Origin of the sequence: Microvirga flocculans ATCC BAA-817, from assembly GCF_000518665.1 — a bacterium.
Lineage (GTDB): Bacteria > Pseudomonadota > Alphaproteobacteria > Rhizobiales > Beijerinckiaceae > Microvirga > Microvirga flocculans.
The window spans coordinates 496,998-511,115 of sequence record NZ_JAEA01000001.1; the positions used below are offsets into that span (position 1 = coordinate 496,998).

General features: G+C 65.7%; 13 protein-coding genes. 12 read left to right on the plus strand and 1 reads right to left on the minus strand.

The genetic code is table 11. The features are described from left to right. Positions 1-3 precede the first annotated feature (3 nt). The 9 genes from L879_RS0102400 (at position 4) to L879_RS0102440 (ending at position 7,172) form a co-directional block, all read left to right on the plus strand. Positions 4-1,113 (plus strand): carbon-phosphorus lyase complex subunit, encoded by a 1,110-nt coding sequence (locus L879_RS0102400; protein WP_027314722.1) that lies wholly within the window; start codon positions 4-6, stop codon positions 1,111-1,113. After that, positions 1,113-2,033: an alpha-D-ribose 1-methylphosphonate 5-phosphate C-P-lyase PhnJ gene (locus L879_RS20115; protein WP_438268091.1), complete on the plus strand. Its 921-nt coding sequence runs from the start codon at positions 1,113-1,115 to the stop codon at positions 2,031-2,033. The genes L879_RS0102400 and L879_RS20115 overlap by 1 nt, the downstream gene beginning before the upstream one ends. Continuing rightward, positions 2,026-2,814, plus strand: a complete 789-nt coding sequence (phnK, locus tag L879_RS0102410) for a phosphonate C-P lyase system protein PhnK (RefSeq protein ID WP_027314723.1) — start codon at positions 2,026-2,028, stop codon at positions 2,812-2,814. Before L879_RS20115 ends, phnK begins: the two co-directional genes overlap by 8 nt. A gap of 2 nt (positions 2,815-2,816) precedes the next feature. Next, positions 2,817-3,518, plus strand: coding sequence for a phosphonate C-P lyase system protein PhnL (gene phnL, locus L879_RS0102415; RefSeq protein WP_027314724.1), 702 nt, complete (start codon positions 2,817-2,819; stop codon positions 3,516-3,518). A 15-nt stretch (positions 3,519-3,533) separates the two neighbouring features. Continuing rightward, positions 3,534-4,679 carry an alpha-D-ribose 1-methylphosphonate 5-triphosphate diphosphatase gene (locus L879_RS0102420; protein WP_027314725.1) on the plus strand — a complete coding sequence of 382 codons (1,146 nt, stop codon included), beginning with the start codon at positions 3,534-3,536 and terminating at the stop codon, positions 4,677-4,679. Between the two features lie 2 nt (positions 4,680-4,681). Beyond that, entirely contained in the window at positions 4,682-5,242 is a 561-nt protein-coding gene (gene phnN / locus L879_RS0102425; protein WP_027314726.1) for a phosphonate metabolism protein/1,5-bisphosphokinase (PRPP-forming) PhnN, read from the plus strand. 116 nt (positions 5,243-5,358) lie between these two features. Further along, entirely contained in the window at positions 5,359-5,679 is a 321-nt protein-coding gene (locus L879_RS20120) for a GYD domain-containing protein (protein ID WP_035458368.1), read from the plus strand. Between the two features lie 101 nt (positions 5,680-5,780). Next, the gene (locus L879_RS0102435; RefSeq protein ID WP_027314727.1) at positions 5,781-6,020 is read left to right on the plus strand and encodes a hypothetical protein; all 240 of its coding nucleotides are present in this window, start codon (positions 5,781-5,783) and stop codon (positions 6,018-6,020) included. A 108-nt stretch (positions 6,021-6,128) separates the two neighbouring features. After that, positions 6,129-7,172, plus strand: a complete 1,044-nt coding sequence (locus L879_RS0102440; protein ID WP_368086300.1) for a glucokinase — start codon at positions 6,129-6,131, stop codon at positions 7,170-7,172. On the opposite strand, the gene L879_RS0102445 is transcribed toward L879_RS0102440, so the two are convergent. Continuing rightward, the gene (locus L879_RS0102445; protein WP_027314729.1) at positions 7,169-9,334 is read right to left on the minus strand and encodes a glycoside hydrolase family 3 N-terminal domain-containing protein; all 2,166 of its coding nucleotides are present in this window, start codon (positions 9,332-9,334) and stop codon (positions 7,169-7,171) included. The genes L879_RS0102440 and L879_RS0102445 overlap by 4 nt on opposite strands. Positions 9,335-9,405: 71 nt before the next feature. Here L879_RS0102445 and L879_RS20125 point away from each other — a divergent pair, with 71 nt between their 5' ends. From L879_RS20125 to L879_RS20130, 3 genes are all read left to right on the plus strand, one after another. Continuing rightward, positions 9,406-11,205, plus strand: coding sequence for an ABC transporter ATP-binding protein/permease (locus L879_RS20125; RefSeq protein ID WP_051434973.1), 1,800 nt, complete (start codon positions 9,406-9,408; stop codon positions 11,203-11,205). 95 nt (positions 11,206-11,300) lie between these two features. Then, a complete protein-coding gene (locus tag L879_RS0102455; protein WP_027314730.1) occupies positions 11,301-12,569 on the plus strand; it encodes a glucoamylase family protein in 1,269 nt (422 codons plus the stop codon). A 66-nt stretch (positions 12,570-12,635) separates the two neighbouring features. Beyond that, the gene (locus tag L879_RS20130) at positions 12,636-14,027 is read left to right on the plus strand and encodes a glycoside hydrolase family 15 protein (RefSeq protein WP_161634621.1); all 1,392 of its coding nucleotides are present in this window, start codon (positions 12,636-12,638) and stop codon (positions 14,025-14,027) included. The last annotated feature ends 91 nt before the right edge of the window (positions 14,028-14,118 follow it).

Sequence of the window (14,118 nt, forward strand, 5' to 3'; positions counted from 1 at the left end):
GCTATGTACGTGGCCGTGAAGGGCGGCGAAGCAGCCATTGACAACGCCCATCGCCTTCTCGCGCATGCGCGGCGTGGCGATCCTTCGGTGCCGGAACTGTCCATTGCACAGATCGCCGAGCAGCTCGCCCTGCTCGTCGACCGCGTGATGACGGAAGGATCGCTCTACGACCGCCAGCTTGCAGCCCTGGCCCTCAAGCAGGCGCGCGGGGATCTGATAGAAGCCGTGTTCCTGGTGCGCGCCTTCCGCACGACCCTGCCGCGCTTCGGCTATTCCGAGCCGGTCGGCACGGCCCGCATGGAAATCAGGCGCAGGATTTCTGCGACCTACAAGGATCTGCCCGGCGGGCAGGTTCTCGGGCCGACCTTCGACTACACGCATCGTCTGCTCGATTTCGTGCTCGCCGCCAATGGCGAAGAACCTGTACCGCCCGCCGAGGCCGATGTGCCGCAGGACGAGGGCGGCACGCCGCGCGTGACGGATCTCCTCGATGCGGAAGGGCTGATCGAGGCATCGAGCGCGGCCCTTGACGGATCGCCCGTCGGCGACATCACCCGCGAGCCCCTGAGCTTTCCCGCCGAGCGCGATCTGCGCCTGCAGGCCCTGGCGCGGGGCGACGAAGGCTTCGTTCTGGCGCTCGGATACTCCACCCAGCGCGGCTATGGCCGCACGCATCCCTTCGTCGGTGAGGTCCGCGTGGGCGAGGTCGAGGTGGAGTTCACGCCCGAGGAGCTCGGCTTTGCCGTGCCGCTCGGACGAATCACCGTGACGGAGTGCCAGATGGTCAGCCAGTTCAAGGGATCTGCCGCGGTGCCGCCTCAGTTCACGCGGGGCTACGGCCTCGTCTTCGGGCAGAGCGAGCGAAAGGCCATGGCCATGTCCCTCGTCGACAGGAGCCTGCGGGCCCGCGAACTCGGAGAGGATGTGGTAGCCCCCGCGCAGGACGAGGAATTCGTCCTCTCCCATGCGGACAACCTGCAGGCCACGGGGTTCGTCGAGCACCTGAAGCTACCGCATTATGTCGATTTCCAGGCCGAGCTCGATCTCGTGCGCCGCATGCGCGCCGAGCACGAGCGGGGCCAAGCCATTCCTCTCTCGGAGGCTGCAGAATGATGACCCGCGCATCGACCGATGCCGCGCCGGAGGCCGGCTACAATTTCGCCTATCTCGACGAGCAGACGAAGCGGATGATCCGCCGGGCGATCCTGAAGGCCATCGCCATCCCCGGCTACCAGGTGCCCTTCGCCTCGCGCGAAATGCCGATGCCGTACGGCTGGGGCACGGGCGGCGTGCAGGTGACGGCGTCGATCCTCGGCGGCGATGACATCTTGAAGGTCATCGACCAGGGCTCGGACGATACCACGAATGCCGTCTCGATCCGCAAGTTCTTCGAGCGCACGGCCGGAATCCGCACAACGACCCATACGCGCGAAGCGACGGTTATCCAGACCCGGCACAGGATTCCGGAAGAGACGCTGCAGGAAGGGCAAGTGATCGTCTATCAGGTTCCAATTCCGGAGCCCTTGCGGTTCCTGGAACCGCGCGAGACCGAGACGCGCAAGCTGCACGCGCTGGCCGAATACGGACTCATGCATGTGAAGCTCTACGAGGACATCGCCCGGCACGGTCACATCGCCACGACCTATGCCTATCCGGTCGAGGTCGCAGGGCGCTACATCATGGATCCGTCTCCGACGCCGAAATTCGACAATCCCAAGATGCACCGGATGGCAGCCCTGCAGCTCTTCGGGGCAGGCCGCGAGAAGCGTATCTATGCCGTCCCGCCCTATACGGAGGTGAGAAGCCTCGACTTCGAGGATCACCCCTTCCACATTCAGACCTTCAAGGACCCTTGCGCTATCTGCGCGGCCACGGGCGTCTATCTCGACGAGGTCATCATGGACGATCGCGGAGGGCGCATGTTCGTCTGCTCCGACAGCGATTTTTGCGAAGAACGCCGGGCCTGTGGCCATCGCGGCTCCATGCTGGCCGAGGCTCCAGCAGCCCTGACCGGAGGCAACACCCATGCTTAACGATCTTTCGCAAGCGCCGCTTCTGTCCGTTCGCAACCTGACCAAGCATTACGGCGAGCGCCTCGGTTGCGCCGACGTGTCCTTCGACATTTACGAAGGCGAGGTGCTCGCCGTCGTCGGCGAGTCGGGCTCAGGCAAATCGACCCTGCTCGGCCTCCTCGCGACGGAGTTGGAAGCGAGCGCCGGTTCGGTCCGCTACCGGATGCGCGATGGCGTCACGCGCGACATGGCTTCGCTGACGGAGGCCGAGCGACGCCTTCTGCTGCGGACCGACTGGGGTTTCGTGCGCCAGGATTCCACGCAAGGCCTGCGCATGAGCGTTTCGGCCGGCGGCAATATCGGCGAGCGTCTGATGGCGGTCGGCGCGCGTCATTACGGCAAGATCCGCGGACAGGCCCTGGACTGGCTCGAGCGCGTCGAAATCGACCGGGGCCGGATCGACGATATCCCGAAGGCGTTTTCCGGCGGCATGCGGCAGCGCCTTCAGATCGCGCGCAACCTCGTGACCCATCCGCGTCTCGTCTTCATGGACGAGCCGACCTCGGGGCTCGACGTCTCGGTCCAGGCGCGCCTGCTCGACCTGATCCGCAGCCTGGTGAGCGAACTCGGGCTTGCCGTCATCATCGTCACGCACGATCTCGCCGTCGCCCGGCTGCTCTCGCACCGGATCATGGTCATGAAAGGCGGGCGCGTGATCGAAGCGGGCCTGACCGACCGCGTGCTCGACGATCCGCACGCGCCCTATACCCAACTCCTCGTCTCCTCTGTCCTGGCAGCCTGATCATGCAACCTCTCGTTCAGCTCGACGGCGTCTCCAAGGCCTTCATCCTGCACCTGCACGAGGGCGTGCGCCTGGATGTCGTCTCCGGCGTGACCTTCGCGGTTGCTCCGGGCGAATGCGTCGTGCTCGGCGGCCCTTCGGGTGCCGGCAAGTCCTCGCTCCTCAAGATCGTCTACGGCAATTACAGCTGCGATTCAGGCCGCATCTGGATCCGCGACGGCGAGGAGAGGATCGATGTAGCGAATGCGGAGCCGCGACGGATCCTGGACCTGCGCCGCCATGTCATGGGCTATGTGAGTCAGTTCCTTCGGGTGATCCCGCGCGTCGGCGCGCTCGAGATCGTGGCCGCCGCTGGCCGCGAGGGTGGGCTCGATCCGCAATCCGCGCAGGAACGGGCGCAGGAGTACCTGTCCCTGCTGAACGTCCCCGAGCGGCTCTGGGCGCTTCCTCCGGCGACCTTCTCCGGCGGCGAGCAGCAGCGCGTGAACATCGCGCGCGGCCTCATCGCCGACAGGCCGGTGCTTCTGCTCGACGAGCCGACGGCTTCGCTGGATGCGCGCAATAGGGCCGTTGTCGTGGAACTGATCGAGCGCAAGAAGAAGGCCGGCGTCGCCATCGTCGGAATCTTCCACGACGAAGATGTCCGCGACAGGGTCGCCACGCATGTCGTCGATGTGACGCACTTTGCAGCTAAAGCGGCCTGACAAGGGACCGAATCGATGACAGACCACATCACTATCATCCAGAACGGGAAGATCATCCTCTCCGACGACATCCTGCACGGCTGGGCCGCCATCGAGGACGGGCGCATCGTCGAGTTGGGCGAAGGGCGGCCGCCCGAGCGTGGCCTCGATCTGAGTGGAGATTACCTCATCCCCGGACTCATCGAGCTTCACACGGATCACCTGGAAAGCCATTACGTGCCGCGCCCCAAGGTCCGCTGGCATCCTCTCGGAGCCGTGCTTGCCTACGATGCGCAGATCGCATCCTCCGGCATCACGACGGTGTTCGACAGCCTGCGGGCCGGCGTCGATGTAGATGGCGGGGGTCTTGGCGCGGAGCTGATCGATCTGGCCAATGCCATCGAGGAGGGGCGGCGTCACAACCTTCTCCGCTGCGAGCATCTCACGCATCTGCGCTGCGAGATTCCGTCTCCCGGCGTGGTCGAGATGGTCGAGGATTTCGTCGCGCGGTATCCGGTCGGGCTGATCTCACTGATGGATCACACGCCCGGCCAGCGCCAGTTCCGGGATCTGACGAAGTACCACATCTATTACAGCGGAAAGATGGGCAAGTCTCCTGAGGAGATCGACCGGATCGTGGCCGAGAAGCAGCGCGTCAACGGCGACCGCTCGGCCGTCAACAGGCCCGCTCTCGTCGCTCTCGCTCGAAGCCGGAGCATTCCCCTGGCCAGCCACGACGATACGACCCTCGATGAAGTGGAGCAGTCGATCCGCGAGGGTGTCGCCCTTGCCGAGTTCCCCACGACCCTGGAGGCGGCCAAGGCGAGCCATGCGCAGGGCATCACCGTGATGATGGGCGCGCCCAACCTCATCAGGGGCGGTTCGCACTCGGGCAATGTGGCGGCGGAAACCCTGGCGCGCGAAGGCGTGCTCGACATCCTGTCCTCCGACTATGTGCCGGCGAGCCTGCTGATGGCAGCCTTCGACCTGCCGCGCCGCGCTCCGGCGATGACGCTGCCCGAAGCCATCCGCACGGTGACCGGGAACCCCGCTTCGGCGACGGGCCTGTCCGACAGGGGCGAGATTGCGCCCGGCAAGCGGGCCGATCTGGTGCGGGTGCACATGAAAGGCGAGACCCCTGTCGTCCGTCAGGTCTGGCGCGGCGGCCAGCGGATCGCCTGAGCATGACGGGCGGCTTCGTTCTCGTGGTCGGTCCTAGCGGGGCTGGCAAGGATACGCTTCTCGCGCAGGCGCGCAAGGAACTGGCGGCCTGTCCGCAGATCGTGTTTCCGCGCCGCCTCGTGACGCGCGCCTCGTCCGTCTGGGAGGAGCACGACACGATCTCCGACGCGGCGTTCGAGCGCGGCGTTGCCGTGGGCAGGTTCGCGCTCGCCTGGCGCGCCCATGGCCACGGCTATGCCATACCGGGCCATTGCCTCGATGAGGCCGCCGTGGGTCGCATCGTCGTCTGCAATGTCTCGCGGATGATCGTCGAGACTGCCAGGCAGCATCTGCCGAACGTATCGGTCGTGGAGATAACGGCGCCGCGGGACATATTGGCGGCCAGGCTCGCGGGCCGTGCCAGAAGCGACGATGCGGATCTCGGCGCAAGGCTCGAGCGCTCGAAGGACACTCCGCTTCTCTCTGCCGACGTCACGATCGTGAACGACAGGGCGCCGGACATCGGGGCAGGCCTCCTGGTCGGCTTTCTCCAGCGGACGATGGATTCCTGCCTGAAGGTCTGAGGCGGGCCGGGCCGTGAAAGTGTAATTCCGGTTTTCCGCTTTGAAGATTGATGTCGGTCAATCTTGAAGCTCGAGAATCTGCGAGCCTGGGAACATCGAGGCGAGAGGATGTTCCCATGGCTGTCTTCATCATGCTCACGCGGATCAGCCCCGAGGCGGTTCGCTCCCCAAAGGCTCTGGAGGATCTGGAAAAGCAGGCCATGGACCGCATTCGCCAGGAATGCCCGGGCGTGGAATGGATCGGCAGCTATGCCGTGCTGGGGCCCTGCGATTATGTCGATCTGTTCAAGGCCGCAGACATCGAGACGGCAACGAAGGTCTCGGCGCTGATCCGAACCTTCGGGCACGCGCAGACGGAGGTCTGGGCGGCGACGGAATGGCAACGCTTCAAGGAGATCGTCCGCAACCTGCCCGGCGCAGCGCGCCAGGACAAATGATCCTTGTTCAGTGGCGATCCCGTCGGGAAAGCCGATGGGATGCGAGCGGGAAACTCGCCTTCGCCCGAGGCGTTCTTCCGTGGGAAACGTGAGGAAAACCGATGCCGGACGCGACCCTTTCCAAGAGCGACCTCGTGCGACTGGTCGGCGACATGCCCGATGAGGTTCTCGTCTCCATCCTTGAGACCGGCGCGAGCGTCGAGGATATCGAAGCGGCGCTGCAACGGATCGCCAGCGCGGACGATGTCATGGGCAAGATGGGACGGCCGCTCTCAGGACCGGCGGTCGCCGTCTACGATATCCTTCTTGCCGAAGAAGCGGCCGACGAACGGGAGCGATGATCGCCGGGGCGACGCCGGTCTCCAACAAGGACGGTCGCTCTTGACATGGCTCCGCTTCAGCTCCGGCGGGTTCGCCTGGACGCGCTCATGTGCGAAGATGCCGGGGACATGCCAGCAGGGGATGAGGGAAACACCATGCTCACGTTTCCGCTTCTCATCGGCGATATCGGCGGAACGACTTCGCGGTTTGCGCTACTTTCGGGGCAGGGCGCCCCGCCGTCGCGCCTCAGCGTCATGGCGACGGCCCGTCATGCAACGCCGAGCGATGCGATCCGCGCCGCTCTTGCCGCACTGCGCGGCGAAGCGCCACGTGCCGCCTTTCTCGGCGTCGCGGGGCGCGTTGACGGGCCTGTCGTCCGCCTGACCAATGCACCGTGGGTTGTCAACGCGGCGCAGATCGGCATGGATCTCGGGCTCTCGGCCGTTTCCCTCGTCAACGATTACGTGCCGGTCGCGGCCCTTTTGCCGTCGCTCGATAGGGAAAGCACCGGCGCGCTCGTCCATGTCGGTCCGGCGCTCCGGCTCGTGCAGGGCAATCGCATCGCCCTGGGGCCGGGGACCGGCCTCGGGGCGGCTGCCTGCATTCCCGTGCAGGAACGCTTCTGGCTTCAGCCGACGGAGGCAGGACACATGGCCTTCGGCGCGTGCGATTCCGAGGAGCTTGCAACCTGGCCGCGGATCGAGCGGGCGGGCGCCCGCATCGCTGTCGAAACCGTTCTGTCGGGACCCGGTCTGGTGCGCCTCTATCGCGCCGTCGCACGGCGCGAGGGCCGCGAGCCGCTGCATCTTCTCACGCCTGCCGAGGTCATCGCCGCCGCTTCGTCCGAGAGGGACGAAATCGCTTCCGAAGCTCTTGGCCTGTTCTTCTCGCTCCTCGGGCGTTTTGCCGGCGACATGGCGCTCGCCTTCAACGCCAGCGGCGGCGTTTATCTCGCAAGCGGCATCCTTCCCCGCATCGTCGGGCTTCTCGACAAAAGCCGGTTCAGGCAAGCCTTCGAGCGGAAAGATCCGTTCGAATCCGCCATGGCGCGCATTCCCACCTTCGTCGTCACCCAGCCGGAGCCCGCCATGGCTGGCCTGGCGCTGATCGCCGGCGCGCCGGACAGGTTCGTCTTTCAAACCTATGGATGGAGCGCCGCGGGCGCTTCTTAAACCGGTGAAGGCGTCGAGCGGATCTCGACGGTGAGCCGATGGAGCTTTGCCCGGTCGGCGTTGGCGCCGACGAACACTTCGATGGTGCCCGCGTCGAGAACGGGCTGGAGAGCGGCATCGCGATAGCGAAGGTCGGCGACCGCAACGCCGAGGCTCAGCGTCCCGCGACGGCCTGCGGGAAGCGCGATCTTGGCGAAGTCCTTCAGCTCCAGAACCGGGCGCGAGACCGACGCCACCGGATCGTGGGTGAACAGGAAGATCGTCTCCTCGCCCTCCCGCGTCCCTTCATTGCACACCTCCACCGTCACGACGAGATGGTCGGACGGCCCGAGCGACGTTGCCTCCACGCGCATGTCCGTCAGCGTGAACCGGGTGTAGGACAATCCGTCTCCGAAGCGGAACAGGGGATCGTTCGGCAGGTCGAGATAGCGGCTCGTGAAAGGATCGTCGGGATTGAGCGGCCGCCCGGTCGGCCGCTGCGCATAATAGACCGGAACCTGGCCGACGGCGCGCGGCCAGGAGACCGGCAGCTTGCCGCTCGGGTTGAAGCGCCCCGTCATCACGTCGGCCAGGGCATGCCCGGCTTCGTGGCCGAGGAACCCGGCGGCGAGAACGGCGTCGGCGCGCTCCGTCAGCCAGCCGACCGTGAGGGGGCGTCCGCTCATGAGCACGGCCACGACGGGCTTGCCGAGCGCCAGGACCGCCTCGGCGAGTTCGCGCTGGCGCCCCGGAAGATCGAGGCTCGCGCGGGAGGCCGCCTCGCCGCTCATGAACCGTGCCTCGCCGAGGCAGAGAACCGTCACGTCGGCCTGAGCGGCAGCCGCCACGGCGGCGGGAATTCCCTCCCGCTCCCCGCCGCCCGGATCGAGCGCTTCGACCGGGAGAAGTTCCACGTGTGGAAGCGCGCGCTTGAGGCCGTCGAGGAGGGTCGCCGCATCCTCAGGCTTGGCGAGCGCAGACCAGGGCCCCAGCATGTCGGTGCGGGCGTCGATCAGCGGGCCGATGAGCGCGATGCGTTTCACGGATGCGGCGAGCGGAAGAATTGCGTGCTCGTTTTTCAGGAGCACGATCGAGCGCCGCGCGGCCTCCCGCGCCAGGGACCGGAGCGATCCGCGTCCGGAGGAGCCGGAGGTGCCCGTGCGCTTTTCGCGATAGGGATCGCGGAAAAGACCAAGCTTCGCCTTGAGGGTCAGGACGCGCCTTACGGCGGCGTCGACATCCTCCATGCTTGCCGTGCCGCGCTGCAGCGCATCCGGCAGGGATTGCGCATAGACGCCGCTCGCCATGTCGATGTCGACGCCTGCGCGCAGGGCCAGACCTGCCGCAGCCGTCCGGTCTTCGGCGACGCCATGCCTGATCAGTTCCGCGATCGCCCCGTAATCGCTGACGGCGATCCCGTCGAATCCCCAGTCCCGGCGGACGCAATCGTGCAGCACCGCCCTGTTCGCCGTCATCGGAACGCCGGCGAGATCGGTAAAGGCCGTCATGATGGCCGCCACGCCGGCCTCGATTGCGGCCTGGAACGGAGGAAGATAGACCTCGTGCAGCAGGCGTTCCGACATGTCCACCGGTGCGTAGTCGCGCCCGGCCGCCACGGCTCCGTATCCCGCCAGATGCTTGGCCGTTGCGGCGAGGGTGCCGGGCGCTCGGAGGTCGTCGCCCTGGAAGCCCTGCACCTTGGCCGCAGCGAAACGCCGGGCCACCAGAACGTCTTCACCCGGACTTTCTGCGATGCGGCCCCAGCGGGGATCGCGGGCAATGTCGAGCATGGGCGCGAAGGTCAGGTTGATCCCGTCCGCGGCGGCCTCGGCTGCTGCCGCTTGCGCCGTCCGCCGCCAGAGGTCTGGATCGAAGGCGGCCGCTTCCGCGAGCGGGATCGGAAAGAGCGTGCGATGGCCGTGAAGCACGTCGAGACCGAAGAGAAGAGGAATTTTCAGGCGGCTTTCCTCCACGGCGATGCGCTGCACCATGCGGATTTCCGTGGGGTCGACCAGGTTCAGGAGGGAGCCTGCGAGCCCTGTCCTGACGGCGGTCATCATGTCGACGGGCTGGCCTGAGCCGGTGATCACGCGTCCGGCATCCAGCATCGTCAACTGGCCGAGCTTCTCCTCCAGGGTCATCGCCCGGATCAGCGCGTCGATCCTTGCCCTTTCCTCCATCATGCCCCCTCTCGCCGGGAGACGCGGTTGGCGCGATACTGACGGATAAGAGAACCTTGATCGGGAGCTCCCGAATGCCGGATCGACCCAAGTCCTCTTATGCCCTCGTATGGGGCCAAGTGCTGGCGATGATATACGCACTCGCACGCTCAAACCAGCGCGGGAGGCTGCTGCTGCTTTGCGTCGGGCTCGTGGTTGTGATCGCTGCCAACACGTTCGGGCAGATCCGGCTGAACGCCTGGAACCAGGGATTTTACGACGCGGTCGCGCAGAAGCAGGTCGCCGCATTTCTCTGGCAGCTTCAGGTCTTTGGCCTCATCGCCTCGAGCCTGCTCGTGCTCGGCGTCACGCAGACCTGGCTTCACGAAACCCTGAAAGTGGTGCTCCGCGAAGCCCTGACCTACGATCTGATCCGGGAATGGCTGGAGCCGAAGCGGGTCTATCGCCTGTCCCTGGCGGGCGAGATCGGCGTCAATGCCGACCAGCGTATTCACGAGGATATCCGGCACTTGACGGAGCTTTGCGCCGATCTCGGTGTCGGCCTGCTGCAATCATCGCTGCTTCTCATCACCTTCGTCGGCGTTCTGTGGGGTCTTTCCCGTGAGATGGCGCAAACGAGCACGAGCATCGTCACCGCCGTGCCGGGATACATGGTGTGGTGCGCGCTGGCCTACGCGGCCGTCAGTTCGTGGATGAGCTGGCGTGTGGGCCGTCCGCTGATCGACCTCAATGTGGAACGCTCCTCCCAGGAGGCAGGCCTGCGCTTCGCGCTCGTCCGCGTCAGCGAATCCGCCGAGGCGATCACGTTGTTCCAGGGCGAGGCCGATGAGCGCCGGCGTCTGGAGAGCGAGGTGGGCCGGGTGATCGGCGTCGCACGGCGTCTCGCGAACGGGCTGGCGCGCCTGACCTGGATCACCGCGGGGTCGGGATGGCTCGCCATCGTGGCTCCGTTCATCGTCGCGGCTCCCGGCTATTTCACCGGCAGCCTCAGCTTCGGCGGGTTGATGATGACGGTGGCGGCCTTCATGCAGGTCCATCAATCCCTGCGGTGGTTCGTGGACAATTTCTCGCGCCTGGCGGATTGGCGGGCGGCGTTGCTGCGCGTCATGCTGCTCCGCGAGACCCTGACCGGACTCGATACGCTCGTCGAGGACGCGGAGCGGATCGCTTTCCGCGAAGGCGAGGAGGCGAAGCTCGTCTTCGACAAGCTCGGCGTCGTGCTGTTCCGGGGGAAGGCGATGCTGACCGAGCCGCATGTCGAGATCGGACCGGGCGAACACGTGGTCATTACCGGGGATCCCGGCGCGGGCAAGAGCGCCCTGTTCAAGGCGCTCGCGGGCCTGTGGCCCTGGGGAACCGGCTCCGTGCTCTGGCCGCCCGGGCAGGCCATCATGTTCATGCCGCGCCGCCCCTATCTCCCGCCAGGCTCGCTGCGGGCCATCCTGGCTTATCCCGCCTCTCCGGACGGTTTCGCGGGCGACGCCTTCCTCGCGGCGCTCGACCGCGTAGGGCTGGGGCACCTCAAGCCTGATCTCGACAGGGAGGACCGGTGGGACCGCATGCTGCCGCTCGAGGAGCAGCAGAGGCTCGCCTTCGCACGCCTGATGCTGCACCGCCCACGTTGGATCATCTTCGACGAGGCGATCAGCGCCCTCGACGAGGACAGCCGCCGCCTGATCCTGTCGATCTTCGAGAACGAACTCGCGGGCGCCACCGTGATCAGCACAAGCCGCCGCCCGTCCGGCGACATGTTCTATGACCGCGTCCTGCACCTCGTCCGGGATCGGGAAGGCACGCTGACACGCCGCGGCAGTTCCCGTTCGCCCGAGGCATGGTCGCTGCCGTCGGGAAGTCCGGTGCAAAGCGGAACTTAAGGTCCGCGTCCAAGCCGGAGAGCGCCGAGACTCGACGGTGGCCGCGCATGACTGGTATTGTCACCTGGCGGTGCATCTCATGAATGCGAGGCTGCATGATCTCCTCCGCCCGTCTCGACAGCTCACGGCCCGATCAGGACACGTCCCGCATGCTCGATGCGGTTCAGCGGGAGACATTGCGCTACTTCTGGGATTACGGCCATCCGGTGAGCGGCCTCGCGCGGGAGAGGATCACCATCGGCCAAGCTCCCGATGACCGTGTCGCCATCGGAGCGTCGGGCATGGGCGTCATGGCAATCGTCACCGGTGTCGAAAGAGGATGGCTTCGGCGGGAGGAGGCCGTCGAACGGCTTCTCACGATGGCCCGCTTTCTCGAAAGCGCGCCGTCCTACCATGGCGTCTTCCCGCACTGGATGAACGGCCGGACCGGCGCGACCATTCCCTTCTCCCGCAAAGACGACGGTGGCGACCTCGTCGAAACGGCTCTTCTGCTGCAGGCTTTTCTCTGCGCCCGCCAGTATTTTCAGCGGTACGATCCGCACGAGAGCGAATTGCGGCGCCTGATCGACCGGCTCTGGACCGAGACGGAATGGGACTGGCACACCCGCGGAGGGCTGAAGATGCTCTATTGGCATTGGAGCCCCAATCACGGCTGGAGCATGGATTACGAGATCAGGGGCTGGAACGAGTGTCTCGTCGCCTACGTCCTCGCCGCCGCCGCGCCGCGCTACGGAATCCATGAGGGCGTCTATCATGGCGGTTGGGCGCAAGGGCGGGACTTCCTGAACGGACGGACCTATCACGGGATCGAACTGCCTCTCGGTCCCGATTGCGGCGGTCCGCTCTTCTTCAGCTACTACTCCTTTCTCGGCCTCGACCCGCATGGGCTCAAAGACCGCTATGCCGATTACTGGCTGCAGAATGTCCATCATGTCCTGATCAACCGCGAGCACTGCATCCGCAATCCCCACGGCTTCAAGGGATACGGCCCGTATTGCTGGGGGCTGACGAGCGACGATACGGATGAGGGATACCGGAATCTTCATCCCATGCTGGATCTCGGCTTCATCGCGCCGCACGCCGCGCTTGCGAGCATACCCTATTGTCCCGAGGCCTCCCTGCAGGCCCTGCGTCATTATTTCGGACCTCTGCGCGAGCATATCTGGGGCGAGTGCGGGTTCGTCTCGTCCTTCAGCGAGAGCAAGGGGTGGTATTCGCGCGACTATGTCGGCCTCGATCAGGGGGCGACCGTGGCGATGATCGAGAATTATCGCTCGGGCCTGTTCTGGAAGCTTTTCATGAGCTGCCCTGAGATCCGCTCCGGGCTCGTGAAGCTCGGCTTCGAGAGCCCGCATCTCACGTGAACGACCATGCCGGCGCGCGATGAAGGACGAGATGATGAGGATCTCCTTTCCTGGATGGAAAGGCAGATGACCTGTTCCTCCGTCGCCATTCTTCGCAGCGTCTCCGCCACGGATCGCGTGATGCGGCGGGAAGCCTTCGGACAGAGGATCGTGCCGAAGGCCGGATCGATCGTGGCTGCGCCAGAGACCGACCTCTCCGGAGGCGACCCGGACTATTTCTTTCACTGGCTCAGGGATTCCGCCCTCGTTATGGATGCCTTGCGCCTTCTCTACCGCGGCGGGCGTTTGCCCGATGCCGCTACGATCTTCGACGATTTCGTCGCCTTCAGCCTCGCCCTGAACCGTCTCGACGGAGTTTCTTTCCTCCGTCATGCCAGGATACGGGAAACGGTCAGACAGGATCACCTGGCCTATCTGCGTTCCGACGACGATCTCATGCATGCGGCCGGAGAAGCCCTTCCAGGCGAGGTGCGCTTCAATCCTGACGGTACGCTCGACATCGTCCGGTGGAACCGGCCGCAGAACGACGGCCCCGCTCTGCGCGCGCTCAGCCTTTTGCGCTGGCGCGAGTCGGGCCTGTTCGGCGAGGTTGCCGCGCAGCTTCTGGCGCAGGATCTTGCATTCGTCGAGCGGCACTGGGCCGAGCCCTGCTACGACCTCTGGGAGGAAAAGCTCGGCCATCATGACTACACGCGCCTCGTCCAGATGGCGGCTCTCGAGGATGGCGCAGCGTGGATGGCCGAAACCGGAAAGTCGCAGCAGGCGCAACGCCTGCATTCGGCCGCGCATGCTCTCCGGGAGGAACTCGACCGCCACTGGTCGGCGGAAGAAGGCTGTTACCGCAGCCGGTCCGACGCGCCGCGCGGCGCCGGCGACAGGGCGCTCGACACCTCTGTCGTGCTGGCCGTCCTGCACGCGAACCGAGGCGAGGGAGCGCACAGCGTGCTGGATCCCAAGGTGCATGCGACGTTCGACAAACTCGAGGAACTTTTCACCGCGGAGTACCGCATCAATGCCGCGCTTCCAGCCGGACGCGGTCCGGCCATGGGACGTTATGCGGGCGATCGCTACGTGAGCGGAGGTGCGTGGTACATGACGACCCTGGCCGCCGCGGAATTCTTCTACCGGCTCGCGGGCCGTGTGGCGCAGGGCTGCTCGCTCGAATGCAGCGCCGACAATGCATCCTTTCTGGTGCGCGTTCTCAAAAGCCGCCCGACAGGTTCGCGGCTGCCTTCTGAGGAGATCGACCGGGCGGCGCTCACGGACGCTCTTCTTGGCCGGGGCGATGCCTTCATGACGACGGTGCGTGACTACACTCCCGACTCGGGTGAGCTGTCGGAGCAGTTCGACCGGACCACCGGGCGGCAGACATCGGCCAAAAACCTCGCCTGGAGCTATGCCGCCTTCATCACCGCTTACGAGGCGCGGCGCAGAGCGACATCGCCTAAGTCAGCCTGAAGAAAGCTGGATTCACTTCGCCAGAAATGATTCTAGAGCATCGTGCGGAAAAGTGGACCCGGTTTTCGCTGACGCGGCCCTTCGGGTCCGC

Excerpts from the sequence above, each read along its gene's own strand:
- L879_RS0102400 (WP_027314722.1), top strand. The coding sequence starts at position 4 with ATGTACGTGGCCGTGAAGGGCGGCGAAGCAGCCATTGACAACGCCCAT.
- L879_RS20115 (WP_438268091.1), top strand. The coding sequence starts at position 1,113 with ATGACCCGCGCATCGACCGATGCCGCGCCGGAGGCCGGCTACAATTTC.
- phnK (WP_027314723.1), top strand. The coding sequence starts at position 2,026 with ATGCTTAACGATCTTTCGCAAGCGCCGCTTCTGTCCGTTCGCAACCTG.
- phnL (WP_027314724.1), top strand. The coding sequence starts at position 2,817 with ATGCAACCTCTCGTTCAGCTCGACGGCGTCTCCAAGGCCTTCATCCTG.
- L879_RS0102420 (WP_027314725.1), top strand. The coding sequence starts at position 3,534 with ATGACAGACCACATCACTATCATCCAGAACGGGAAGATCATCCTCTCC.
- phnN (WP_027314726.1), top strand. The coding sequence starts at position 4,682 with ATGACGGGCGGCTTCGTTCTCGTGGTCGGTCCTAGCGGGGCTGGCAAG.
- L879_RS20120 (WP_035458368.1), top strand. The coding sequence starts at position 5,359 with ATGGCTGTCTTCATCATGCTCACGCGGATCAGCCCCGAGGCGGTTCGC.
- L879_RS0102435 (WP_027314727.1), top strand. The coding sequence starts at position 5,781 with ATGCCGGACGCGACCCTTTCCAAGAGCGACCTCGTGCGACTGGTCGGC.
- L879_RS0102440 (WP_368086300.1), top strand. The coding sequence starts at position 6,129 with ATGCCAGCAGGGGATGAGGGAAACACCATGCTCACGTTTCCGCTTCTC.
- L879_RS0102445 (WP_027314729.1), bottom strand. The coding sequence starts at position 9,334 with ATGATGGAGGAAAGGGCAAGGATCGACGCGCTGATCCGGGCGATGACC.
- L879_RS20125 (WP_051434973.1), top strand. The coding sequence starts at position 9,406 with ATGCCGGATCGACCCAAGTCCTCTTATGCCCTCGTATGGGGCCAAGTG.
- L879_RS0102455 (WP_027314730.1), top strand. The coding sequence starts at position 11,301 with ATGATCTCCTCCGCCCGTCTCGACAGCTCACGGCCCGATCAGGACACG.
- L879_RS20130 (WP_161634621.1), top strand. The coding sequence starts at position 12,636 with ATGACCTGTTCCTCCGTCGCCATTCTTCGCAGCGTCTCCGCCACGGAT.